This is a genomic window from Exiguobacterium sp. s102, from assembly GCF_018618635.1.
Classification (GTDB): Bacteria; Bacillota; Bacilli; order Exiguobacteriales; family Exiguobacteriaceae; genus Exiguobacterium_A; species Exiguobacterium_A oxidotolerans.
This window is the reverse complement of sequence record NZ_JACSML010000006.1, coordinates 106,377-130,568: the sequence shown is the minus strand read 5'-3', so window position 1 is coordinate 130,568 and position 24,192 is coordinate 106,377. Positions and strand designations below refer to the sequence as shown.

Sequence of the window (24,192 nt, the reverse complement as noted above, 5' to 3'; positions counted from 1 at the left end):
GCAAGTGGAGGGGGATGTATCAGATGGAACAACCAAAACGAATCGGAATTATCGGCGGTGGACTTGCGGGGACGTTCGCTGCCCGTCAATTACAAGTCGAAGGATACGAGGTCGAGATCATCGAAAAAAGCCAAAGTGTCGGGGGACGCATGGCGACACGACGAATCGATCAGGGAAAGGCGGACCACGGAGCTGTCTTTTTCACCGTCCGGACGGATGAACTGGCGCAGGAAGTCGATGAATGGCTCGAACGCGGATTGATTCGGAAATGGTTCGGTGATGATTTTCCACGGTATATCGCGATTAACGGGATGAATCAACTCGTTCAGTCGATTGCACGCGGGATTCCGGTCCACTTGAACGAACAGGTCGTACGGATTGAAGCGGACACGGTTTTGCGGACGATTGCAGATAGCCGGACACGGGTCTATGACGCGATGCTCGTGACAGCACCGGTTCCGCAAGCCTATGACTTACTGGAAGCGTCCCGGCTGACGCTTGATGCAGCCGATCATACAGCGTTAAACCGTGTCACGTTCGAACCGACATTTGTCGGCCTGTTTGAACTGAAAGAACCGCTCGAAATTGGGGAGGTCGGTCTGGCGGACGAAGGACTTGTCCCCGGGATGCTGAAGCTTGTCAACAACGCAGAAAAAGAAATCTCGGCGACACCGTTACTGAGTGTCTACATGACGGGTGAGTGGAGTGAAGCCTGGTATGACAAGAAGGAAGCGGAGACGCTCACTGAAATCGAACGGCTCCTGCAAGCACAACTCGGTCCCGTCGAACTCATCTCCCGTCAGTTGAAACGATGGCGTTACGCCCAGGCACGCGATGTCTTCCGCACGCCGTTTCTAAAACTGAATCACCATCCGCTGTGGCTTGCCGGGGATGCCTTCCTTGAAGCGGATGATGCCTCGGGACGGACACGGGTTGAGAGTGCCGTCATATCCGGTCTGCGGGTCGCAGCGACAATCGATGCGCATTTTAAGCAACACGTTCTGATGAAATGAAGTAAAAGCAGGAGTATGCGACATGGCATACTCCTTTATTATTGATCAGATTCTGAAATGTGCGACAGGCTCCAAGCAGCCATTGCATCTAAAATCGGCAAAAAACTAAGTCCCGTGTCGGACAATGAGTATTCGACCTTTATCGGGACTTCCCGGTAGACTTTTCGAAGCAACATGCCATCCTGCTCAAGTTCACGTAGTTGACGTGCTAAGATGCCCTTAGAAATCCTGGGCAGCAGACGTTGTAAGGAACCAAAGCGTTGTGTTCCTTGTTTGAGATGCCACAGGATGAGGATTTTCCATTTACCAGAAATGATGGTTTGCACATGAGTGACCGGACAAGCCGTCCGCTGTTCGGTAAGATTCATTTAGTGTCCTCCAAAGGTTCTGTTTAGGTGACCAAGTATCTAAAAGGTGCCTACTAGGATTAGTGTACCACCTGTAATAAGATTAGGTACAGGATAGGCATTTGATAGAAAAAGGAGCGAATACCCATGAAGCTATTGATTACAGGAGCAACTGGAAAATTAGGAACTAAGATTGTCAATCATCTGTTAGGGCGGATCAGTGCGGACGACCTTGTCGTCAGTGTCCGAAATGTCGAAAAAGCAGCGAATCTCAAAGAACGTGGTGTCGAAGTCCGTCATGGAGATTTTGATGCGCCAACTACGTTAGCAACGGCCTTTGCAGGGATTGATCGTTTGTTGATCATTTCAACGGACGGGGAAGAAGCTACACGGGTCCGGCAACATACGGCAGCAATCGAGGCAGCGCAGGCTGCAGGCGTCGGCCTGATCGCCTACACGAGTATTGCCAATGCACAAGCAAGTCAAAATTTCTTGGCACGGACGCACCAGGTAACAGAACGATTGATTGAACAGACAGGTATCCCTTATATTTTCTTCCGGAACAACTGGTATCTTGAAAACGAGCAGGCGACGATTGACGCTGTACGTAACGGAGCAGACTGGTTGACAGCAGCGGGTGACGGAAAAGTCGGCTGGGCGTTGCAGGACGACTATGCAGAAGCAATCGCTACTGTTTTGACAACAGATGCTCCAAAACAAGCTATCTATGAACTGTCGGGTCCATTGTTGACACAAACAGAAATCGCCGAGGCACTCGGAGCGGTTCTTGCTCGACCTGTCACTGTTCAACAAGTGGATGTAGCAACGTATGCTGATATCATGAAACAAGCGGGTCTCCCGGACTTCCTCATCCCGATGCTTGTCTCGATTCAAGAAGGGATTGCAAACGATACGCTTGCTGTTGAAAGTCAGGACTTTGCACAAATTCTCGGTCGCCCGCCTGTCGTAATCAACAATGCATTAGAACGATTGATTAAAAGATAAGTTCATTTGAACGGGTTTTCCGAAGTCCTTCTCAGGGTATTCTTTTGAGAGTGAGCGAAAGTTAGAGGAGGATTCAAATGGACATCAAAAAATATCGAGTTGCTCCGGATGCGAACGTCAGTTTAGCTGATTACCAAACATCTGATCCGGACCGGATTTCTGAAGAACAATTACTCAAGACATACATTCCAGAGAGCGTCGAGGAATTGAAAGAGCTACACTGGCGGCTTCATGCAGAAGAAAAACAAGGTATTTTAGTCGTCCTGCAGGCGATTGATGCCGGTGGGAAGGATGAAGCGATCAGCTATATCTTTTCAAACCTGAATGCCCAAGGCTTAAAGACGATCTCGGTCAAGAAACCGTCAGAAGAAGAACAAAAACACGATTTTCTATGGCGGATTCATGACGGGTTGCCGGCCAAGGGAGAAGTCGGCATTTTAAATCGCTCGTATTATGAAGATGTCATCGCACCGCGTATTCATAACCTGCTTGAGGAGGAAGAACTCCCGAACGATCAAGACGTTTGGCAGATGCGGTACCGGCAAATCAATGACTTCGAACAGTACCTGGTCGAGAACGGCGTCCGTGTCGTCAAGTTTCTCTTCAATGTTTCGAAGGACAAACAAAAGGAACGGTTGCTCGAACGGATGAAAGATCCGAAAAAGAACTTTGAATTTTCTTTTAGTGACGTTGAAGAACGGGAACATTGGGATGAGTATCAAGACATCTTTGCCGATTTGATTTCAAACACATCAACGGAAAATGCGCCATGGTACGTGCTACCGGCCGATGATGAATGGTTCGGACGTTACATCGTGACAGAAGTCATGAACGACGTTTTACGTGATGTCGATCCGCAGTATCCTGAAGTGTCGGACGAGGATCAAGAAAAACTAGATGAAGCAATCAAAAAGCTGGAAAATGAATAATCAAAACCGTTCATCGTCAGACGATGAACGGTTTTTTAGGCTGTAGACAAAGTTCTATCGGGAGATAAAGCGTCACGTTTCGTTTCTTCCCCCCCGTAGGAGTCAACGAAACGTGCCGCTTTGAAGACGAGGCGAGACAGGGCAGCGCGAACGGATTGCCTCTCGTTCTAGCATATTCACGCTTCATAAGAGGTTGTCTAAGCATTTTTTTAATTTGTTATTTTCGTTTTTGTCAGACACGTTATACTAAACAGGGAAGAAACGATGAACGATTTGGAGGAATCACGCATGACTGAATATCCAAACTGTCCGAACTGTGGATCGAGCTATACATATGAAGATGGAAATCTGTTCGTCTGTCCGGAATGTGCCCATGAATGGACGCAGGCTGAAGCGGACGTGACGGAAGAGACGGCGGTCATCCGTGACGCGAACGGAAACGAATTGCATGACGGCGACACGATTACGGTCATCAAAGACTTGAAGGTCAAAGGCACATCGCTCGTCGTCAAACAAGGAACCCGTGTCAAAGGGATTCGTCTCGTCGATGGAGATCACGACATCGATTGCAAGATTGATGGCTTAGGTGCAATGAAGCTGAAATCCGAGTTCGTTAAAAAAATCTGATGTAAAAAACCGCCAGTCAGTTCGACATGGCGGTTTTGTATGTTCGACGAATGAATTTATGTTCAGGACAAATGTCCTTTATCAATCATCCACCGTCGTTTTAGGATAGGATGAAAGAAGATAACGAAAGGAAGGCGATACAGATGCGAGGCATCCTTTTTGCAATCAGCGGCGGTTTTTTTCTGACGCTCCAAAGTGTCGCCAATGCCCGAATCAGTGATGGCATCGGGACCTGGCAAGCGGCGACTGTGACCCAAATGACAGGCTTCATCGTCGCTTTATTGATCACATTCGCTTTACGCGACCGGACGTTTCAAGAGATGCGCCACGTCAAGCCGCTTTATCTATCAGGAGGCGCACTGGCGGCGGCTGTTTTGTTCAGTAATATCACAGCCGTGCATTTGATGGGTGTGACATTGACGATTTCACTCTTTTTGATTGCCCAGCTCGGTCTGGCCCTTTTGATTGACTGGAACGGTTGGTTCGGAATGATGAAACGTCGGTTGCAGCTGCCGCAAGTCATCGGAATTTTGTTGATGGTCGGCGGTATCTTAATCTTGAAACTATAAGGAGGGATTCGCGTGGAGGATGAGCGACTTGCGACATACTTGGACCGTTTTCAATTGACGCATGTCTTTGACGAGCGCTTACGCCGTCATCTCGAACGTGTCGAGGTCGAACCGGGCGAATACTTGTGCCAGCAGGGCGATGACGCGAAACAGCTGTATTTGCTCGTCGAAGGAAAGTTGAAGATCACGCATATGTCAGCGGCCGGACGACGGCTCGTTCTTTCCTTCAAGCATCCGTTCGATCTGATCGGCGATATCGAATATGTCCGCCGTATCCCCTTGATGAACACGGTCGAAGCTGTAACGCCGGTCCGAGTGTTCCGGATCAGTTACGCGGCACTCGAACAAGCAGGAACGGACAATCCGGCATTCTTACGTTTTTTGCTCGAGACGATCACGATGAAGTTCGAACTGAAATCGCACTCGATGAGCTTTAATCTTTTATATCCGGTCGAAGTCCGGCTCGCGAGTTATCTTTTATCGATGACACCGGAAAAACAAACCCTGCCGGTCACGGATTTAGTCGATGCAGCGGATTTGATCGGGACGAGCTACCGGCACCTGAACCGGGTATTGCTCCAGTTCAGCCGGGATGGATTAATTGACCGGACGAAACGGACGATTGAGATCATCGACCGCGCGGGTTTAATGGAACGTGTCGGGGAAAGTATTTATGAATAGGAGGCAAGCACGATGACACTGGGGATTTTACTCGCCTTATTTGGCGGGATGCTCGTCTGTATGCAAAACACCTTTAACGCAAAAGTCAAAGAACGGGTCGGGGCGTGGGCAACGACGACGTTAGTCCTTGGACTCGGTTTCCTCGCTTCGCTGACGATTGGACTGCTCGTTGAAGGGACGGCACTTTTTTCTTTGACCGGTATGCAGCCGTGGTTTTGGTTCAGCGGCATCATCGGTGTCGGTGTCGTCCTGTCTGTGACGCAAGGCGTTCAGCAACTCGGACCGAGCTACGCCATCTCGATCGTCATGGTCTCACAAATCCTCTTTGCGCTGCTCTGGGACACGCTCGGGTGGTTCGGTCTCGAACAGGTCGCCTTCACGTGGACGAAGGCAGTCGGCGTTCTCTTGATTGGCGGCGGGGTGCTTTTGTTCCAACTCGGCGGGAATCTGACAGAAAAACGGATCTTACGAAAAGGAGCATGACGGATGAACTATACAACATTACTCTTTGATATCGATCATACTTTACTTGATTTTGACGCAACGGAACGCTGGGCGCTACGAAAACTATTCGCGGACGAACAGCTCGAATGGACGGAAGAACGTGAAACCCGGTACCGGTCCATTAACAAAGGCTTATGGGCAGCTCTCGAACGGGGGGAAGTGACGCGAGACGTAGTCATCTCGGAACGTTTCGTGACGTTTTTTGCAGAGCAGGGATGGGTGGTCGACGGGAAACAGATGGATGAGCGCTACCGGACGTATCTCGGTCAGGGAACGGATTTGATTGACGGAGCACACGAATTACTCGGGCAGTTAAAAGGACATTACCAACTCTACGTCGTGACGAACGGTGTCTCGCGGACACAACATGCACGGCTCGCTGGTTCAGGACTGTTGCCGTACTTCGATCAGATTTTTGTTTCCGAAGACACGGGCTATCAAAAACCGATGCGTGCTTTCTTTACGTATGTGTTCGACCGGATTCCGGAATTCCGTCCGGAGCAAACACTGCTCATCGGCGACTCCTTGACTGCAGATATCCAAGGCGGCATTTCGGCCGGAATTGATACGTGTTGGTTTAACCCGGGTCAGGAAACGGCTCCGAGTGAGTTGACACCGACCTACACCATCGAACGGCTCGAACAGTTGCTTGATGTGTTGCGGACGACGGAACGAGTTCGATAACGAAAATATGTCAAGATCGTTTGACGCGAAGCGATAAAAGACTAGAAAAGGAGCAGGTTGTCATGAATCTACGAGCGATGACCGCAGCAGATTATCCGGAAGTCGGTCGGATTTACCAGCAAGGAATCGAGACACAAAATGCGACGTTCCGAACGGAAGTACCGTCGTTTGACTACTGGGATGCCCATCACCACATACACAGCCGGATTGTGGTGGAAAAAGACGGGAAAATGCTCGGATGGATCGCCATCAGTCCATTTTCGTCGATTCCGGCCTATGCCGGTGTTGCCGAAGTCAGTTTGTATATCGATGAAGACGCACGGGGAAAAGGAGTCGGGACGGTATTGATGCAGGCGGTCATTACGTCGAGTGAAGCAGCAGGCATCTGGACGTTGCATTCACAAATCTTTCCGGAAAACATCGCCAGCCTCAAACTCCATCAACGGTTCGGTTTCCGGGAAGTCGGTCGTCGGGAACGAATCGGACAGTTGGCTGGTGTCTGGCGGGATACCGTGTTACTCGAGCGGAGAAGTGAAATTTAAAAAATGGGGCTGACGCAAAAGTCAGTTTCTATACAACAAAGAGTGGCAGCGATTGAGTCTGCCACTCTTTGTTGAATTATTCGTTTCAGAACGACATGAAAGGACAAGGAAAAACCCGTCTGAACTAGAAGTGTGGGACGGGTTCTGCTTTACTTCTGATTGGATAATACGATTCCGAAAATCCGCTCTCCTTTTTTGAGTGGTACGTCAGCGGGACGCGTGACCTCATTTAAATTAAACCCGCGCATTTCTTTATTTTTTGACAGATGATAGACCATCAAAAGATTATAAGGGGTCGCCGTAGCCGTTTTTGAGCGGAAGTCGGCACCGCGAACGATGTAATCATCAAGATGCGTAAACGTATCGTCACCGAAGAGTACTGTATCACCGACATCAATCCCGAATTGAATCAGATCATCCGAGAAAGACTGGGAAAACCGGATCGTGGTATCGTACTTTTTCGGTTCAAGTTCCATCGAGAACAGTACCCGTTCTTGTTTGTCCGGGAGATATTCGACACCTTTTAGCCAGTGGGTCGCCTTTAATGTTCCTTTTAGCTGAACGGCGCCAATCTGTTGGTTGGCAAATGTGGCAAATTTTTCTTCCCCTTCTGTAACGGGTAGGGGGGAGAGTGTGAAGGTAGAAGTGGCCTGGGTGACAGGTACTTTTTTCGTAGCGGATTCGATTTGATCGTGGTTTTGGCTGCACCCTGTCAAGATAAGGGCGGCAAGTGATATGTACATCCAGTTTTTCATAGAAGAAGCCCCTTCCTTCGTGTGTTGGAAACATTATCCATCATCAAGCTTATCGTTTTCCTTGGATGATTTCAATGAAGAACGGGAAAAGACTGACAGCACATATTTTCAGGAGGGGTAACGATGGACGACTTTTTTGGTGAGGGACTTGAGACGAATGAACAGAAACGGAAATCAAAGCTTGAGGAAGTATTTGACCAATCGTTTGAAGCAGAACGGCGCGACTTTAACCAGTCGCTTAATCAAGAAGTGACCGTCGCCCTGATTGGCGACGTCAATGCCGGTAAATCGTCGACATTAAATGCGATTCTTGGGCGTGACGTCGCGACGGTCGGAGCGCAACCGGGTGAAACGACACGCATCGATCAGATTCGGCAGCACCCGGAAGATAAAGTCATCTTCGTCGATACGCCGGGACTCAATGACGCGAACAGCTTGAATTCAGATACGACGTGGCAGTTTTACGAAAGTGCGGATGTTATTTTGTATTTCTTGAATGCAGCGGGGACCGTCTTATCGGAGACGGAAACAAAAAATTTCAATAAGATTTATGCCCATAATAAAAACATCATCATCGTCGTGACGAAGATTGATGCGACGAACGACTTAGAGACCGTCACCCGGCACATCGAAACGAAGTTACCGGGACCGACCCTTGTCCCTGTATCAGCGAAGGATGGGACGAATATCGACCGGTTGCGGCGTGAGGTCCTCGATATCCTAAAAAAGTTCGACAAGGATAATCTGTTTGTCCGCGAAATCGATCCTTCGTTACGGGGGAAAGTCGCTAACAACTGGATTGTCGGGGCCGGGACGGCGGCTGGTGCAATCGGAGCGGTCCCGTTCCCGGGCGCAGATATCATTCCGTTGACGTCGATTCAAATCGGTTTGATGCTGAAGCTGTCGAACTTATATGAACGGAACTTATCGAAAGAAAGTGCGAAAGAGTTACTTGTCGTGACGATCGTCGGCAATTCAGGAAAAACGGCTTTTCGCCAACTGGCGAAGATGGTGCCCGGGTACGGGGCTGTATTCGGAGCGGGTATCGCCTCGACGGCGACACTCGCACTTGGTTACGGAACAAAATATGCGTACGAGAACAAACTCGAACTGACACCGGAAAGTCTGATAGGATTTGTGAAACGATTCCGAAAAAAATCGGAGTGAGCATAATCTCAGTCTTTTTTGAAATACCCTGTTATGCTATGAAAAACAACAGGGAGGGATTGTCATGTCTACATTATTAGAAGAAATTCAAGCGTATCAAGAACAGTTCCGTCAAAAAGCACCGGCTGAAAAGCAGAAGCTGATGACGCAAGCAACAGAAGAACTCGCAGCATCAAACGGAGCAAAAGGATTAGCTGTCGGAGATGAGGCACCTCGCTTTACGCTACCGAACGCGGCAGGGACATCCGTCGCTTTAGCGGATTTACTTGAACAAGGTCCCGTCATCGTCACGTTCTATCGTGGCGGATGGTGCCCGTACTGTAACTTAGAGCTCCGTGCGTACCAACGTGAACTGGCGAAGATTCAGGAAAAAGGAGCGACACTCGTCGCAATCAGTCCTGAGACACCGGATCATTCACTCTCGACGCAAGAAAAAAATGACTTAGAGTTCGCTGTCCTCAGTGACGTCGATAATGTCGTCGCAGGGCAATTTGATCTCGTCTTCGAGATGCCGGACTATTTAGTTGAAGTGTACAAAGAATCAGGGCTGGACGTTGCCGGACATAACGGGAATGAAGACTGGCAGCTACCGAAACCAGCAACGTTCATCATTCAGCCGTCAGGTGAAATTTCGTTTGCTGACGTTCCGTCTGACTACACGCAACGTGTTGATCCGTTAACGATCATCTCAAAACTTTAAAATGTTATAAATGATCAACTCCTTTATTTTTCTATTCGTAAACAGCAGTCCTTCGTTCATAAGACGAAGGACTGCTGTTTGATGTATGCGACGGAATTATTTTAAAAAGAACTACAGTATAAAAAACGAATTAATCTTGAGTGGGAAATGAGGTTGGAAATGGATAGTTGTCTTCTTCTGTCCAATCGACGGAGTGTTTGATTTCAATCATAATTAAGTCATTTACCGTTCTTAATGTATGTGAGACGCCTTGGGGGATGTGGACAACCGATGGTGCTTCAAGCGTCTGATGTTTACCATCAATGATTGCTTCCGCTCTTCCTTTAAGAATGCTCCAGGTTGAGGCGGTATGTTCATGATAGTGATGACTGATTTGATGATTTGCTTTAATGTGCAAGCGTCGTGTAATTGCATATCGTCCATCTTCAAGTAATTGTTGATGCAAAATTGTCGCATAGCCCCAGCGTTTCCATTCAAATTGTGGAGGTCGGTCTTGGTGGACGAGATATTCTTTTAAATGGGTCGTTTCTTCTTTAGAAGAAACCAAGACACCGTCAGGACTAACGGAAACTATTAAATCATCCAATCCAATTCCGAGAACTGGAATTTGAAGTTCGTTTACAATATGTGTATTTGTTGATTTCAGAAGATGAGCATTTCCATGAAGAACACTCGGCATTTCCTCCGTTAACGTATTCCAGGTTCCGAGATCTTTCCACGGACCTTCATACCGATGTACGTAAATCAGTTCCGTTTTTTCAACAACCGCATAGTCAAAAGATGTTTTTTCAAGAGAGTCGTAAGAGCGGAGTAGATCACAGTAGGTGGTAGGAACGTTTTGAGCAAACAATTGTTTAATAAGAAAATCGAGTTGGCAAGCAAAGACACCGCAACTCCAAAGTGCATCTTCTTTAATTAATTGTTCAGCTAAGATGATTGTCGGCTTTTCTTGAAACTTCTTTACCCGTGCCATCTGATTGGCTGTTTCTGGAATAATGTAACCATACTTTGAGGTTGGATGAAGTGGTTCGACACCCATTAAATGCAACGCGTCAGGATGGGATTGGACAGCCGTATCGAGTAAACTAAACCTCTCGAAGAAGGACATATCTACATAAGAATCGACGGGCATGATGACAATTGTCTCTGTCGAATCAATGTTTTCAGCTAAGTAACTTGTTGCAAGCATGATGGCAGGAAACGTATCACGACGCGAAGGTTCACAAATAACGGCGACATCTGGACCTAATTGATGCTCGATAGCATCGAGCTGTGATTTTGTTGTTGAAATCAGAGTGCGTTCAGCTAACTTGATTTCTTGAAGTTGGAGAAAAACACGTTCAATCATGGACTGTTTTTTCCCGGACGGGTCTTCTAAAATGCGTAAAAATTGTTTTGAGTTTAAGTCATTTGAAAGGGGCCATAATCTTTTTCCGGACCCGCCAGACAATAATAAAATGTACATGCCAATCCATCCTTTCAATGAAACGGTTAACTGTATTTATGCAAATGAATAATAGTTCCTATTTCTTTGGACAATTGAGACATGTTCTGAGTTGAAAAGTGGAAAACACATAATTCACTTATAGACTAATGGTCTTTTAAGAAACCATTAGTCATCGAGTCAACGTTTTCTGTATCCATTCCCGAAAACGGGATCCGGTATAGTCCCAGTGGCGTGTTTTTGCGAAAAGGTAAGAGGCGTAACGAATCGTATCATACTGTTCTGTATCCCGAATGCATGATCGCATTTCAATGGCTAATGCGCCTGGAGTCTGGAACGTTGTCATATATCCAGCTAATCCATACTGTACAGCATCTTGAAGACCGGGAGCATGATAGACGATGGATGGCGTCCCGACAGCAGCAGCTTCACTGACTGCCAACCCCCAGCCTTCGCGCTTTGATGGAAATAATAAAGCGGTCGCCCGGCTCATTCGCTCAAGTTTCTCTTCATGACTGACGAAGCCGAAATAGGTAATATCTTGACGCATTTCTTCCGGAAGAAGAGGATTTAGTTGCTCTTCAATGTAGGTCTCATCTTTTTCACCAATCACCCAAAAACGGGCTTCCGGAAACTCCTGTTTGAATATGACGAACGCTTTAATCGCATCGTTGATTCCTTTATAGGCGGACATACGACCAATGTAAAGAAAAGTCGGTTTTTCTTCTTTATTTTTCCAGTCTATCTCTGGCCATGGGGTGAAATTGATTCCTGCCGGTAAAATCGTAATTCGTTTTGGAGCGAATCCGACATCGATTAAATCGTCAGTGGTCGATTTGCTGACAGTCACCGCCAAATCGTTCCGGTAGAGGCGGAGGCGGGGCGTTTCCGTCCGTTCTCCTAACCAGGCATACGGTTGGTTGACGTTGATCTTCCAAATTTCACGTGTTAGTCGATAAATGAATAGGGCACGTTTTTCTCGTGGTACATAAAGCGGAGTGAAAAAGTGATGGGTATTGACTTGATCGACAACGAGATCAATTGTCGATGCATGTATCTGGTAATAGTGAAAAGCATACAGAAGGACCGTTGCGTTTGTTCCGCGTCGGATATAGGTGACACCATCAAGAAATTCAACGTCGTGACCACCATCAAAGCCAGGTGAGATGTGGGTAAGGCGATAATCTTCGGCAACCCGTTTCAATACTTCGTGAATGAAAACTTCAGCACTGCCTGCTTTCGGATGTTTAATATCACGCCAAGACAAAAATAAGAGGTGTGGTTTCATTATCATGTCCTCCTATACGTGTAGTAGGTCCATTCAAAAAGAGGGTCTCGAAAGGGCGAGTAAGCTACCGCCTCGCTATTTAAAGGGAGGTGAGAGCTGACAACGTCATCTGAAGTCCATTTTCTCACCGCAAGACTCTGCAGTATAATATCAGGGATTTTTCTTTAATACTGTCAGTCTTAATTAGTTATTCGAGGTAGGGATCGCAGATTCCTAGAAGGGTTTCATTTAATTTTAAAAAGCAGGTCCCCGTTAACGAAGGGACCTGCTTTTTAGGATTTAACATGATTCGTTAATTTATCGACGAGTTGTTCGAGCGAATCGGTCATTTGATTGAGTGAATCGGTCATCGTTTCAAATTCGTGTTGGACACCAGCCTGTTCTTCGAGTCCTGCAGCTGTAGATTCGATCCCGCGCCGTACCTCGAGCGAGGCGACACGTGTCGTATCCATGCGTTCACCGATTTCAAGCATTTGCGTACCGACACCTTGGCGTGCTGTTTGAATCGAGCGAATATGCTGTTCGACATCTTGAATCATTCCTGTAATATCAGCGAAGGTCTGACCGACGCGTTTCGTCATCTGACGGTTTTCCGTCAACGTCTCGGCATACGCTCGGGCCGTTGCCTTGATTTGGTTTGTGTCTTCGACAAGAGCCTCTAACACTTCCGTCACTTCATTGGCATAGCTTCGTGACTGGACGGCGAGATGCCCGACTTCGGTCGCAACGACGGCGAAGCCGCGTCCCGCTTCACCGGCGCGCGCAGCTTCAATCGCTGCATTGAGTGCAAGTAAGTTCGTTTGCCCGGCAATTGCTTCAAGACTCGCGAGAATCGTCTGGATTTGATCGGAGCGTCCTGTCATCGTCTCGACGGAATCGTTTAAGCGGTTCGTCGCTTCGACCATTGCTTCGACCCGGCGTTCCATCGACTGCATCTCTTCATTTCCTTCACGTGCGGTGGCTGTCATGTGGACGGCTGTGTCTGCCGTCGTCGCCATCTGTGTTTGAATCGTCGCGATTGCTTGATTGACTTGCTGTAACTGATTCGTTCCATGTTGCATCGATTGATATTGACCGTCGGCAGAGTCGACGATCGGTTCGATGGCAGTAGCAATCTGATCTGTGACGACAACTGAGTTTGCAGCAGCTTGCTTCAAGTGTGTCGTATTCGTTTTTAAATGACCGACCAGTGCTTCGATTTGTTGACTGACGTTCGTGATTAACGTGTTTGCTTCCGTTTCCCGTGCGTGCGCCGCGTGACGTTCACGATTTTGAACGAATACTTGAATGATCAGGGCACTGCTCGTTAAAACTAAGAACACTGCATGAATCAGCAACAAACTAAACGGATACCCGGTCGTTCCGCACAGTAGCGTCGGTGCAAAAAAGAATCCGGCAAGATGCTGAATCGCAAATAATACCGTGCTGATTAGAATTAAATCGATTCGCCGGAAATAGGCAATCAATGCCAGAACCATGAAAATCGAGAAGTGATATTCGACGAGACCCTCTCCACCGGCGATGATTGACATGCTTGCGAATGTCAGCGTCAGTGTCAAGAGGATGGCGACCTGTTTACTCTGCGGATTAAGGCGGTACAGGATAACAGCTGCGAAGAGAAAAAAGATAGGAATCAGCGCGACGACCGTTAACATAGCGAGCGACGCGGCTGGTCCTTTTCCCTGTAAAAGGGAGTAGCCTTCTCCAAACGTTGTGAAGCGGTGGAGTCCATGGACGATTAAAGATAAAACGACGATAAGAGACGTGATGCTGAGCATGAGTTGATGACGTTTCATAAAATAAAATTCCTCCGATTTCTAGTTGAAACTAAAACAAAGACAAAGTCCTGTTTTGGTAGACGTATCAAGACTATCGGTTGCACGCATGTGTTTGTTGACTGGAAAAAAAGTTAGATGCACATCCATTATTTTTCTAAAAGAACGTGGCATGAATAAATGCCTGAACGGGTATATAAAAACATCGAAATTGGTAGGAGGAAGCCGCATGAAGTGGAAGGGAAGAGAACGAAGTTCAAACGTAGAAGACCGCCGGGGAATGGGTGGGAAAGGAATCGCGGGAATCGGAGGTGGACTTGGCATCATCATCTTGATCGTCGTGACGTTGATGGGTGGGAATCCTGCTGATTTGCTTGGGGATTTATCCGGTTCAGAGAGCGGGACGAACTCAGGCTATCAAGAAACAGCGAAAGAAAAAGAAGCCGCCGATTTTGTCTCGGTCGTGCTCGCCGATACGGAACGTGTCTGGACGAAGGAGTTTAAACAAGACGGGATGACATACAAAGAACCGACACTTGTCCTTTATACCGACCAAGTCAGTTCAGCGTGTGGACAAGCCGGAAAATCGGTCGGTCCTTTTTATTGTCCAGGCGATCAGAAATTATACATTGATTTAAGTTTTTATGATGAATTACAAACTAAGTACGGGGCGCCTGGCGACTTTGCGATGGCTTACGTCATTGCCCATGAAGTCGGTCATCACGTCCAGACGTTACTCGGGACGTCAGATGAGATCATGCCGCTCCGTCAAAAGATGAGCGAAGAGAAATTCAATAAATACCTCGTCCGGTTCGAACTGCAGGCAGATTATTATGCCGGCGTGTGGGCACATCACGCGCAAGGGGAGAACTTGTTGGAAGAAGGCGACCTTGAAGAAGCGCTTGGTGCTGCAAATGCCGTCGGTGACGATACCCTTCAGAAAAAAGGTCAAGGATACGTCGTGCCGGAAAGCTTTACGCACGGGACATCGAAACAACGGAAAAGCTGGTTCCAAAAAGGTTTTGATAACGGAACGATTGAAGGCGGCGACACGTTCGAAGCAGCAAACTTATAAGCGGATGACTTCAAAAAGAGACCGTTCCGAGTGGGGAACGGTCTCTTTGGGTTAGTCGTTGTAATTGTTAAACATCTTCGCATCATCCGGCACATTGGCGAGGTAGACGATTTTTCCGTCTGCATCAAGGCGGGCGATATCCGTCCCGTCCTGCGTGAAGACCGCTCCGTCAGCCCGCTTGCCGCAGACGGCCCAGCGTGTCTCGAATGTATCGCCATCTGCTGACGGGAGCCAGGCTTCATACATGTGCTTGATGTCCTGGTTGGCAGTGAAGACCAGGCGGACGAATTTTTTCCAGGCGTCGATGCCATGTTGTTCCTGTCCACTCAAGACGAACGTGATGTCGTCCGAAAAGAGGGAAGAGAGGTCACTAAAAGCCTGTTCATCGGTCCGGGAAGCGTCAAATAACTCAAAGTAGCGGTCAAGTGTAGTCATGCGTAAGTCTCCTTTTAGTTGCGAATCATTTGTTGTTCAATCAAGGCTTGCAATGTCGTTAAGTGGTCAGGGGGACAGTTCCTGTCGATTTCCTGTCGGAGCGATCCAATCGTTTCACGTTTTAAGGTCGATTGCCAAGCATCTTCCGCTTCCGTCATCAAGTTAGATAAGAGGCGGACGTTCTGTTCTTTGATGCCCATCAAGTCTTCAAAGACACCACTTGAAGCATAAAGGGATTGTTTTCCTTCGATGGCTTCGTAGACGTCAAAGATACGAATCCGATCGGAAGGTTGATTCAGTCGGAAACCGCCTTTGACCCCCGGGACAGACAGAAGGAGGTCGGCACTGACGAGTTTACGCAATAGTTTTTGAAAGTACGTCGGTGAAGCGCCGAGCTGCTGACTGATGAACTCACCGGGTAAAAGTCCTTTCTCCGGCAAAAAGGTCAGTAACAGCATCGCGTAGACGGATTGTTCGACTCCGGTTTTCATTTGCATGGTAATTCGCCCTTTCTGTATAACGTAGATAACTATTGTCTATAATAGTGGACGTTAGCAATTTTGTCGAGTAAAACGCTTCTCACAAAACCGTCACACCTTTGGAGCGGCATTCTCATGGCAACTAAACGAAGGATTCGGTATACTGAATGTACGATATGTGAAAATATTCACTAAAAGTCGTTCACAATTTGTGAAGGGGCGTTTTTATATGAATCCACTTAAAGGAATCATCTCGATTCCACGTACGATCATGTTGCAATTGATGCTGGCGGCTGTCCTGATGGGGATTGCGGTCATCGGTCAATCGTACTTGATCGTCATCATCGTCGACCGCATTTTTCTCCAAGGGGACGCCTTTGCGGCAATTGTTCCGCTACTCGGTATCTTACTGCTCATGCTGATGTTACGGGTCGCTGTCACGTACTGGAACGGGCGGCTCGGGACGGTTCTCGCGGCACGTGTCAAACAAGACATTCGCCAGGCGCTCGTCGCGAAGTATACGATGAGTTCCGTCGAAGTGATGTCGCAAGGACAGTCGGGACAAAAGGTCAGTGTGTTGCTTGACGCGGTCGATGAGATGGACAGCTATTACAGCCAATACTTGCCGAAAGTCATCCAGACGTCGATCGTTCCCTTGATGGTGCTGATCGCAGCATTCAGTTATGACTGGATTACGGGACTCGTCATGATGATCACGGCACCATTCATTCCACTGTTCTACATCGTCATCGGAATCATGACGCAAAAACGTGCCGATACGCAGCTCGAGAAGATGACGGCGTTCTCCGGAACCTTCCTCGATACGCTGCAAGGCATCACGACGTTAAAGTTGTTTGGTCGCGCGAAAGCACAGCAGGACGTCATCGAACGGAGTAGTCTCGACTTCCGCGATGCGACGCTGACCGTGCTGAAGCTCGCCTTCTTGTCGTCGTTGATGCTTGAGTTCATCTCGATGCTCAGCATGGGGATGATTGCGCTTGAGGTCAGTCTCCGGTTGATTTTATTTCAAAGCATCACCTTTGTTCCAGCCTTCTTGATGCTCGTGCTTGCACCGGAGTATTATTTGGCCTTAAAAGAGATGGGGGCAGCGTTCCATACCGGACGGGGCAGTGTTGCGGCGGCGAAACAGATTGCGTCTGAACTGACGCAAGACGACCGGGGCGTAACGTTCGGAACGGAGGCGTTAAAGTCCGCGACACCACCGCGGATTGAACTGAAAGACGTGGACTTTACGTATCAGGACGAGCGGTTTGCACTGACCGACGTCACGCTGCGCATCGAACCGTACCAAAAAGTCGCCTTGATCGGACGAAGTGGTGCCGGGAAGTCGACCGTCCTGCAGTTACTCGCGGGACTGGCCGATCCAAAGAACGGCGAAGTGCTCCTGAATGGTCAGCCACGCGCACAAATCACGGAAACGAGCTGGTTCGGACAGCTCAGCTATATCTCGCAGCATCCTTACCTGTATGCGGGGACACTCGCCGACAACATCGCCATCGGTGAATTACGGGAGGCGACGCGGACAGACATCGAGCGTGCGGCAGCTGCCGCAGGACTCGGGGAACTGATTGCGAGTTTACCGGACGGGCTCGACACCGGAATCGGTGAAGGGGGGCGCGGTCTATCGGGTGGCGAAAAACAACGGGTCGCACTCGCCCGTGCCTTCTTGAAACGGCCGAACGTCATCCTGTTCGATGAACCGACGACGGGACTCGACGTTAAGACGGAACACCTGTTACAGCAGGCAATCCAGGAACTCGGACGGACGGCGACCGTCATCACGGTCGCACACCGTCTGCATACGATCGAACAGTCGGACAACATCGTCATTTTAGAGGCCGGCCGGATCGTCGACCAAGGCACACATGAGGCGTTACTCGCACGGGATTCGGAATACGCACGGATGCGTGCCGTCCAACGAGGGGAGGAAACACGATGAAAGAATTGATGGGTATTTTTCGATTGATGCTGCACCAGAAACGGGATATCGTCCTCTCGATTCTCTTTGGTGTTCTTGCCGGCGTCACGGCGGTGGGTCTGTTTGCAGCAAGCGGCTTCCTGATTTCGAAGGCGGCACTGTTGCCACCGATTCAAACACTCGCTGTACTGATTGCCTTGCAAAAAATATCAAGCCTGACGCGTGCCGTCAGTCGGTATGCGGAGCGTTATTACTCGCACCGGGCAACGTTTACGATTTTGAGTGATTTACGGACGACGTTTTACAAACGGCTCGAACCGCTTGCGCCGGGCATCTTCGCGAAGTACCGGAGCGGTGACTTGCTCGCGCGAATCGTCGGCGATGTCGAGAGTCTGCAGAACACGTTTTTACGTGTCGTCTATCCGCCGATCATTCTCGTCCTCGTCTTTCTGTGTACAATCTTTTTTGTCAGCTTCTTCTCACTCAGTGTCGCGCTCGTCCTCGTGTTCGGACTGCTCTTGACGGGATTTATCATCCCGGGCTGGTTCGCTTACCGGGAACAGCGTTTCGCGCGGACCGTTCGCGCGCGGCGCGGGGAACTGTCGACGGAAGTGACAGAGTTGTTCCAAGGCTACCGTGACTTAAAAATCTATCAGCAACTCGCGAACAAAGAGACGGAACTGAACGAAGTCGCAGCCCGCTATGTTGCAGAAGAACGGCGAAACGGACTGCATGCCGTCTCGAACCTGGCGCTCAATACACTGGTGACGTTAGTCATCTCGTGGCTCGTCCTCGGACTGGGCGCTTACCTCGTCGCGGATGGTCAACTCGATGGTGTCTTCCTTGCGTTGCTCGTCATGACATCACTGACGGTATTCGAAAATGCGGCACCGATGGCGATTTTACCCGGCTTCTTCGAAGATAGCCGCCATGCTGCACGGCGTCTCGATGACGTCGTAACGGACGAAGTCATGCCGACATATCCTCCGTTTGAACTGGACGCTGCCCCGACGCTTACGGCAACGGACGTCACGTTTTCATTTCCGGGTGAAGTCCGGCCCGTCCTCCGTAACGTCAGCGTGACATTCCCTCGTGGCTCGAAGACGGCGATCGTCGGCGCGAGTGGCTCCGGAAAATCGACCTTGCTCCAACTGTTGCTCCGGATGTATCCGGTAGACGGAATCACGATTGCTGGTGTCCATGGAGCGGAAATCGATCCGGAAGCCTTGTGGCGACAAACGAATGTCGTTTTGCAACAGAATCATTTCTTTTACGGAACGATTCGTGAAAACTTGCAGCTCGCACATGAGGAAGCGACGGATGAAGCGATGGAATTGGCGTTGCGGCAGGTTGATTTGACGTTTAGTCTGGCTGACAAGGTGCTCGAGAAAGGGGAAAATCTATCGGGAGGCGAAAAACAACGCCTCGCGATTGCCAGGATTTTCTTACGCGAAGCACCGCTCTACTTGCTGGATGAACCGACATCGTCCGTCGATGCCTTGACGGAACAGATGATTTTACGTCAACTGTTCGCACGTGCGACAGACGCAACCGTGTTACTCGTCAGCCATCGTCTCGCGGGTCTTGAACAGATGGATCAAATCGTCGTCATGGAACAGGGACAAGTCATCGAAGTCGGAACATATGATGAGTTGATGAACCGACAAGGTGCCTTCTACGCATTAAAACAAGTCGAACAATCCGTCTTTACGCCGGATCAAATCGCACGTTAAACAAACAGGATCCACTTGTGCCACGAACGGCGCCAGCGGATCCTGTTTTTTCGTGTGGTTTAACGGGGTACGTTGAGCCACCAGTGATGGAGGAGCAGGAACGAGCTACTAACGAGAAGGATGGCACAAGTAAAAATAAAAAAAGTCGTACTATTGAAAGTCTGATCATTCATATGGATGTCGAAGACGGATGTGATGGAGCGAATGTATTCTAAATCACGTGTCGTTCCTTCGCGATGCATCAAATGATCAATCAAGTCAGCCCGGTACGTCCGGTAGTGATGGATTTGATAGATTGAACCGAACAGCGCGGAACTCCCGCTGAGCAGCAGCAAAATCGTCAGTCCGGGTGGACGGACTTGAAGACGGTGCAGGAAACGGATGACGGAACGGACGCTGGTGACGAATAAGAAGATTAACAGCATTGCCAATAAAATGGCCGGATTGCCGTTACCGGAACTGACTTCAGGTGAAACGGACATCGCATGACCGAAACCAAAAAGACCGGCTTCGACGCACAGGAGACCGACAGCAATCAACCCATCATTTCGTTTTGAATCCATTCTGCACCTCCAGAGGATATGTGATGGATTCAGTGTACAAAAGAATCGTCAGTGCCAGGTGACCGTTTTCCTACAGAATGGAAATGGAATTTTAATGGACCTTATAATGTATCGATGGTAAAGTAAGGAAAATTAAAAAGGGGGAGTTCAATGGATATCCGTCACGAAACAATCGCAGTCGGGAAGCAACTGGTTTCATATACGCATTACTACTCCGAGTCGTCACAGGTCTGTTTTTTGTTGTCAGGCGCAAGTTATGTTTACGATCATCCTTACTTTTACTATAGTCGGATGATGTTGCTGAACCATGATGTCAATATCATTGAGATTCACTATATGTCGGACGACATCTATGAGTTGCCGGACGAGGAAGCGGACGACGAAATCCTTCGCCGGATCGAGGCCGTCATCGCGAAAGTCTTACAAGAAAAAACCTATCTGACGCACCAGTTCATCGCGAAATCCCTTGGAACGGGTCCGCTCGTTACGTTGATGCAACGACCGGTTTTTTCGGAAGCGACAGTCATTTTACTGACGCCGCTTTTGACCGTGCCTTTCATCGCGGAAGGGATTGTCGCAAGTCGGCAACGGGGATTACTCGTCATCGGCGATGCGGACCGCTTTCATGAAACGTCGGCACTCGAACGGTGCCGGGCCAGTCACTTAATGGTTGAGCTGATTCCTGGAGCGAATCATTCGTTAGATATCGGTTTTCAAGTCGATCAGTCGCTTGCGACGGTTGCGCATGTGACGAAACGGATTGAAGAAACACTCTTTCCCGTGACGGTAATTCGTTGAACGGTGTTGTCTATCGTTTCTAGAAGTGAGTGACTGACAAACGTGTCTTCCTTCTCGTGCTTTCCTCGGGCGAGGCGCAAGCCGTTGCTACCTGGTTCTAACGAACCAAGTAGCAGGGTCTTGCCTGCCTCTGACAGCGCAAAAATCGTGCACTTTTCCCCGTAGGAGTCACGAAAAGTGAAACGTTTGTCCGAAAGTTACTTCATTACAGTCAAAAAAGAACGTCCTCGAAAAAACGAGAACGTTCTTTTTTCTGTTCAATACGGACGTAATAACGCACGGACCGGACTGCCGTCACCATCGACGAGCGGGAGCGGGACCGCGTTCAGGTGATAGTCCCCAGGTGCGATTTTATCGAGGACAAGTCCTTCTAAAATATGCACACCATGTGTCGCAAGGGCATGATGGGCAGCCATCTCCTTACTGTCGATCGCATCGACGGACGGAAGATCGAGACCGATCAGTTCGACGCCGAGAGTACCGAGTCGCTCGGCGAGACTGGGTGTCAGGACGGGAATCGACTCAGGAAAAACCGATTTATCGACCCAGCCGTCCGTCTTGATGATGAGACGGCGGACATCCGTCAAATCGAATCTGTCAAGGTCACTTGCGACGAGTTCCGTCCGACCGGGTAAGTAGATGACCCGTGCATGACCGATGTAAAGATCGGGGTCGAGTTCGATGACTTTTTTGCCTGCATCGTCAAAGTGGAACGGCGCATCGATATGTGTGCCCGTGTGTAAGCTCATCGTGACCTTACCGACGTTGACGGACCCGGTGTCAGCCTTACTCCAACTGATCGTATAGTCGAACTTCGTATCTCCCGGCCATGTCGTCACGGACGAAGACAGTGGTTGTGAAACATCAATCCAGCGGTTCATCAGGAATTCCCCCTCATAATTTTGTACGGACGGACCAGAGTTCCGGGAAGAAGCGGTGGTCAAGGACACGCCGGAGATAACTGACGCCGGACGAGCCGCCCGTACCCGGTTTTTGTCCGATGATCCGTTCGACCGTACTCATGTGATTGAAGCGCCACATTTGTTGTTGGCTGCCGATATCGAGTAACTTCTCACCGAGTTCGTACAGGTCCCAGTATTGTGCGACGTCACGGTAAATTTCACCCCAGGCTGCTTCGACACTGGCATCAGCTTCCCAGTCCTGTGTGACATCGCGCTCAAGGATAGCAGAATCAATCGCGAGACCGCGTCGTGCCATCGCGCGGACGGTCTCATCGTAGATGCTGGGCGTTTTTAAATCATTGTTCAGCTGAGCGAATAATTCTGTTTCATGTTCATAAACACGCAACATCTGCGCGTTTTTAAAGCCGAGTGCAAATTCGATTTGCCGGTTTTGATAGGACTGGAAACCGGACGAGTGCCCGAGCGAATCCCGGAACTCGAGGTACTCTGCCGGTGTCAACGTCGAGAGGACGGACCAGGATTGAATCAATTGTTGCTGAATCTTTGAGACACGGGCGAGCATCTTGAATGAACGTTCAAGCTGATCGTCCGCAATTGCCTTTGTCGCAGCCGTCATCTCATGCAAAATCAACTTCATCCAAAGCTCGCTTGTCTGGTGGATGATGATGAACAGCATTTCATCATGATGATCCGATAAGCGGTGTTGGCTGCTGAGTAGTGGATCAAGCTGTAAATAATCCCCGTACGACATGTCTTTCTTGAAATCCGTTTGAATCGTCGACTCGATTCCATTGTGACCGGTCTGTTCCATTCCAATCGATCCCCTTTACGTTAAAGTGATTGTGAACGTTTCTGTTGATCTGCTTGCGGTGGATGATTTCGTTTCCAAAACGCGTAGGCAATCGTCAAGAAAATCAACCATGGGATTCCGAACTTCAGGACAATTTGGAAGTCCGTGAACCATGTCGTGATGACGAGCGCGACTAACAAGATCGCGCCGAGCGCCGTCAAATACGGATACCCCATCATCCGGACAGGTAGTTTCCGCCCTCCGTCCCGTTCCCAGGCTTTGCGGAAGTAGAGGTGGGAAATAAAAATCATGAACCAGGTGAAAATCGCACCGAACATCGAAATCCCCATCATGAACGGGTAGGAGACGCTCGATTGGCTGCTGATGACGGCAGCTAAGAAGATACCGAGTGTCGAGATTCCGAGTGCGAACAGCGGAACACCTTTTGCGTTCAGACGACTGAAGATCCGCGGGGCGTAGGTCGCTTTCGAGAGCGAGTACATCATCCGCGTCGAGGCATACAGTTGACTGTTCATCGCTGACAAGGCAGCTGTCAGGATGATGAAGTTCATGATGCCGCCTGCATACGGAATCGACAGAAGCTCCATCACTTTGACGAACGGACTTTGATCAATCCCACCGGCCTGTTGCCACGGGACGATCATCAACATGACGGCGATCGTCAGAACATAAAACGTCGAGAGACGGAAGACCGTCGCTTTTAATGCTTTCGGCACGGCAACGTCCGGGTCCTTTGCTTCACCCGCCGTGACCGCGATTAATTCTGTTCCGATAAAACTAAAGAGCGAGATAAAGACGGCGACCCACAGACCGGAAATTCCGAACGGCATGAATCCGCCATCATTCGTGAAGTTTTGCGGGCCGATTTCCGGTGCCGGACTACCGATGATCAAGTACGCACCAAGAACGATGAACATGAGAATGGCACTGATTTTGATGACGGAGAACCAGTATTCAAACGTCGCAAACGTATGGACCGTCGTAGCATTGATATAAATGAGTGCACCGGCAAACAATAAAATCCATAAGTAACCGGGAACGTCCGGGAACCAGTATTTCATGTAAATTGCAATCGCACTGACCTCGACCCCGATGGCGAGAACGTTCGCGACCCAGTACGAATAGCGGACGAGAAAGCCGGCGTAGGGACTGATATAGCGTTCGGCAATTGTTCCAAACGCACCGGAAGTCGGATGGGCGACCGTCATTTCGGCGAGGCAGCCCATCAGTAATAAGACGATGAAGGCGCCGATCGCATAACTGATCAGCACGCTTGGTCCGGCGAGACTGATCGCGAGACCGCTTCCGAGAAATAGTCCCGTCCCGATGGCAGACCCCATCGCTATCATCGTCAGTTGACGTGTTTTTAAGTCACGTCGTAGTTCAGTAGGGTGTTCTTTCATGAT

Annotated in this window: 26 protein-coding genes; 15 read left to right on the top strand and 11 right to left on the bottom strand. The window is 49.2% G+C overall.

The window, feature by feature from the left end:
* The first annotated feature begins 23 nt into the window (after nucleotides 1-23).
* Nucleotides 24-1,013, top strand: a complete 990-nt coding sequence (locus KNQ02_RS13510) for an NAD(P)/FAD-dependent oxidoreductase (RefSeq protein ID WP_214808860.1) — start codon at nucleotides 24-26, stop codon at nucleotides 1,011-1,013.
* A gap of 38 nt (nucleotides 1,014-1,051) precedes the next feature.
* Here the strand turns inward: KNQ02_RS13510 and KNQ02_RS13505 are convergent, their stop codons facing one another.
* A complete protein-coding gene (locus KNQ02_RS13505) occupies nucleotides 1,052-1,381 on the bottom strand; it encodes a winged helix-turn-helix transcriptional regulator (protein WP_214808857.1) in 330 nt (109 codons plus the stop codon).
* A gap of 126 nt (nucleotides 1,382-1,507) precedes the next feature.
* Here KNQ02_RS13505 and KNQ02_RS13500 point away from each other — a divergent pair, with 126 nt between their 5' ends.
* The 8 genes from KNQ02_RS13500 to KNQ02_RS13465 all read left to right on the top strand — a co-directional run bounded on the left by KNQ02_RS13500 (nucleotide 1,508) and on the right by KNQ02_RS13465 (nucleotide 6,901).
* Nucleotides 1,508-2,365 (top strand): SDR family oxidoreductase, encoded by an 858-nt coding sequence (locus KNQ02_RS13500; protein ID WP_214802723.1) that lies wholly within the window; start codon nucleotides 1,508-1,510, stop codon nucleotides 2,363-2,365.
* Nucleotides 2,366-2,442: 77 nt separating this feature from the next.
* Nucleotides 2,443-3,294 carry a PPK2 family polyphosphate kinase gene (locus tag KNQ02_RS13495; protein ID WP_214808854.1) on the top strand — a complete coding sequence of 284 codons (852 nt, stop codon included), beginning with the start codon at nucleotides 2,443-2,445 and terminating at the stop codon, nucleotides 3,292-3,294.
* Between the two features lie 288 nt (nucleotides 3,295-3,582).
* Nucleotides 3,583-3,921 carry a zinc ribbon domain-containing protein YjdM gene (locus tag KNQ02_RS13490; RefSeq protein ID WP_088836029.1) on the top strand — a complete coding sequence of 113 codons (339 nt, stop codon included), beginning with the start codon at nucleotides 3,583-3,585 and terminating at the stop codon, nucleotides 3,919-3,921.
* Between the two features lie 143 nt (nucleotides 3,922-4,064).
* The gene (locus KNQ02_RS13485) at nucleotides 4,065-4,490 is read left to right on the top strand and encodes a DMT family transporter (protein WP_214767605.1); all 426 of its coding nucleotides are present in this window, start codon (nucleotides 4,065-4,067) and stop codon (nucleotides 4,488-4,490) included.
* Between the two features lie 12 nt (nucleotides 4,491-4,502).
* Entirely contained in the window at nucleotides 4,503-5,171 is a 669-nt protein-coding gene (locus KNQ02_RS13480; protein WP_214767607.1) for a Crp/Fnr family transcriptional regulator, read from the top strand.
* Nucleotides 5,172-5,183: 12 nt separating this feature from the next.
* The gene (locus tag KNQ02_RS13475) at nucleotides 5,184-5,654 is read left to right on the top strand and encodes a DMT family transporter (protein ID WP_214767609.1); all 471 of its coding nucleotides are present in this window, start codon (nucleotides 5,184-5,186) and stop codon (nucleotides 5,652-5,654) included.
* A 3-nt stretch (nucleotides 5,655-5,657) separates the two neighbouring features.
* A complete protein-coding gene (locus KNQ02_RS13470; RefSeq protein ID WP_214767611.1) occupies nucleotides 5,658-6,359 on the top strand; it encodes a YjjG family noncanonical pyrimidine nucleotidase in 702 nt (233 codons plus the stop codon).
* A gap of 62 nt (nucleotides 6,360-6,421) precedes the next feature.
* The gene (locus tag KNQ02_RS13465; protein ID WP_088836034.1) at nucleotides 6,422-6,901 is read left to right on the top strand and encodes a GNAT family N-acetyltransferase; all 480 of its coding nucleotides are present in this window, start codon (nucleotides 6,422-6,424) and stop codon (nucleotides 6,899-6,901) included.
* A gap of 149 nt (nucleotides 6,902-7,050) precedes the next feature.
* On the opposite strand, the gene KNQ02_RS13460 is transcribed toward KNQ02_RS13465, so the two are convergent.
* On the bottom strand, nucleotides 7,051-7,656 hold the full coding sequence (locus KNQ02_RS13460; protein ID WP_214802742.1) for a hypothetical protein: 606 nt from the start codon (nucleotides 7,654-7,656) through the stop codon (nucleotides 7,051-7,053).
* A gap of 123 nt (nucleotides 7,657-7,779) precedes the next feature.
* Between KNQ02_RS13460 and KNQ02_RS13455 the strand changes: the two genes are divergently transcribed.
* Nucleotides 7,780-8,823 carry a YcjF family protein gene (locus tag KNQ02_RS13455; protein ID WP_088836036.1) on the top strand — a complete coding sequence of 348 codons (1,044 nt, stop codon included), beginning with the start codon at nucleotides 7,780-7,782 and terminating at the stop codon, nucleotides 8,821-8,823.
* Nucleotides 8,824-8,887: 64 nt separating this feature from the next.
* The gene (locus KNQ02_RS13450) at nucleotides 8,888-9,523 is read left to right on the top strand and encodes a peroxiredoxin-like family protein (protein ID WP_088836037.1); all 636 of its coding nucleotides are present in this window, start codon (nucleotides 8,888-8,890) and stop codon (nucleotides 9,521-9,523) included.
* 130 nt (nucleotides 9,524-9,653) lie between these two features.
* Here the strand turns inward: KNQ02_RS13450 and KNQ02_RS13445 are convergent, their stop codons facing one another.
* The 3 genes from KNQ02_RS13445 to KNQ02_RS13435 form a co-directional block, all read right to left on the bottom strand.
* On the bottom strand, nucleotides 9,654-10,988 hold the full coding sequence (locus KNQ02_RS13445; RefSeq protein WP_214805658.1) for a sugar phosphate nucleotidyltransferase: 1,335 nt from the start codon (nucleotides 10,986-10,988) through the stop codon (nucleotides 9,654-9,656).
* 151 nt (nucleotides 10,989-11,139) lie between these two features.
* Entirely contained in the window at nucleotides 11,140-12,255 is a 1,116-nt protein-coding gene (locus KNQ02_RS13440) for a glycosyltransferase family 4 protein (RefSeq protein ID WP_088836039.1), read from the bottom strand.
* Nucleotides 12,256-12,527: 272 nt separating this feature from the next.
* On the bottom strand, nucleotides 12,528-14,051 hold the full coding sequence (locus tag KNQ02_RS13435; RefSeq protein ID WP_214770548.1) for a methyl-accepting chemotaxis protein: 1,524 nt from the start codon (nucleotides 14,049-14,051) through the stop codon (nucleotides 12,528-12,530).
* 208 nt (nucleotides 14,052-14,259) lie between these two features.
* Between KNQ02_RS13435 and ypfJ the strand changes: the two genes are divergently transcribed.
* Entirely contained in the window at nucleotides 14,260-15,105 is an 846-nt protein-coding gene (gene ypfJ, locus KNQ02_RS13430; RefSeq protein ID WP_214767639.1) for a KPN_02809 family neutral zinc metallopeptidase, read from the top strand.
* Nucleotides 15,106-15,156: 51 nt separating this feature from the next.
* Here ypfJ and KNQ02_RS13425 read toward each other — a convergent pair whose 3' ends face one another.
* Nucleotides 15,157-15,540, bottom strand: a complete 384-nt coding sequence (locus tag KNQ02_RS13425) for a nuclear transport factor 2 family protein (RefSeq protein WP_088836042.1) — start codon at nucleotides 15,538-15,540, stop codon at nucleotides 15,157-15,159.
* A 14-nt stretch (nucleotides 15,541-15,554) separates the two neighbouring features.
* The gene (locus tag KNQ02_RS13420; RefSeq protein WP_088836043.1) at nucleotides 15,555-16,037 is read right to left on the bottom strand and encodes an Rrf2 family transcriptional regulator; all 483 of its coding nucleotides are present in this window, start codon (nucleotides 16,035-16,037) and stop codon (nucleotides 15,555-15,557) included.
* A 211-nt stretch (nucleotides 16,038-16,248) separates the two neighbouring features.
* Here KNQ02_RS13420 and cydD point away from each other — a divergent pair, with 211 nt between their 5' ends.
* Both cydD and cydC read left to right on the top strand, forming a co-directional pair.
* On the top strand, nucleotides 16,249-17,979 hold the full coding sequence (cydD, locus tag KNQ02_RS13415) for a thiol reductant ABC exporter subunit CydD (protein ID WP_214808851.1): 1,731 nt from the start codon (nucleotides 16,249-16,251) through the stop codon (nucleotides 17,977-17,979).
* On the top strand, nucleotides 17,976-19,691 hold the full coding sequence (gene cydC / locus KNQ02_RS13410; protein WP_214808848.1) for a thiol reductant ABC exporter subunit CydC: 1,716 nt from the start codon (nucleotides 17,976-17,978) through the stop codon (nucleotides 19,689-19,691). The genes cydD and cydC overlap by 4 nt, the downstream gene beginning before the upstream one ends.
* A 59-nt stretch (nucleotides 19,692-19,750) precedes the next feature.
* Here cydC and KNQ02_RS13405 read toward each other — a convergent pair whose 3' ends face one another.
* Complete coding sequence (locus KNQ02_RS13405) at nucleotides 19,751-20,254, bottom strand: hypothetical protein (RefSeq protein ID WP_214802765.1); 504 nt, start codon at nucleotides 20,252-20,254, stop codon at nucleotides 19,751-19,753.
* Nucleotides 20,255-20,404: 150 nt separating this feature from the next.
* Between KNQ02_RS13405 and KNQ02_RS13400 the strand changes: the two genes are divergently transcribed.
* Nucleotides 20,405-21,052 (top strand): cyclase, encoded by a 648-nt coding sequence (locus KNQ02_RS13400; RefSeq protein ID WP_214770561.1) that lies wholly within the window; start codon nucleotides 20,405-20,407, stop codon nucleotides 21,050-21,052.
* A 257-nt stretch (nucleotides 21,053-21,309) separates the two neighbouring features.
* On the opposite strand, the gene kynB is transcribed toward KNQ02_RS13400, so the two are convergent.
* From kynB to KNQ02_RS13385, 3 genes are read right to left on the bottom strand one after another with little or no spacing between them, the layout of a single operon-like run.
* Nucleotides 21,310-21,933, bottom strand: a complete 624-nt coding sequence (gene kynB / locus KNQ02_RS13395; RefSeq protein ID WP_214802768.1) for an arylformamidase — start codon at nucleotides 21,931-21,933, stop codon at nucleotides 21,310-21,312.
* Between the two features lie 13 nt (nucleotides 21,934-21,946).
* Complete coding sequence (kynA, locus tag KNQ02_RS13390; protein ID WP_088836049.1) at nucleotides 21,947-22,786, bottom strand: tryptophan 2,3-dioxygenase; 840 nt, start codon at nucleotides 22,784-22,786, stop codon at nucleotides 21,947-21,949.
* A 20-nt stretch (nucleotides 22,787-22,806) separates the two neighbouring features.
* Complete coding sequence (locus KNQ02_RS13385) at nucleotides 22,807-24,189, bottom strand: amino acid permease (protein ID WP_214770570.1); 1,383 nt, start codon at nucleotides 24,187-24,189, stop codon at nucleotides 22,807-22,809.
* Nucleotides 24,190-24,192 lie beyond the last annotated feature (3 nt).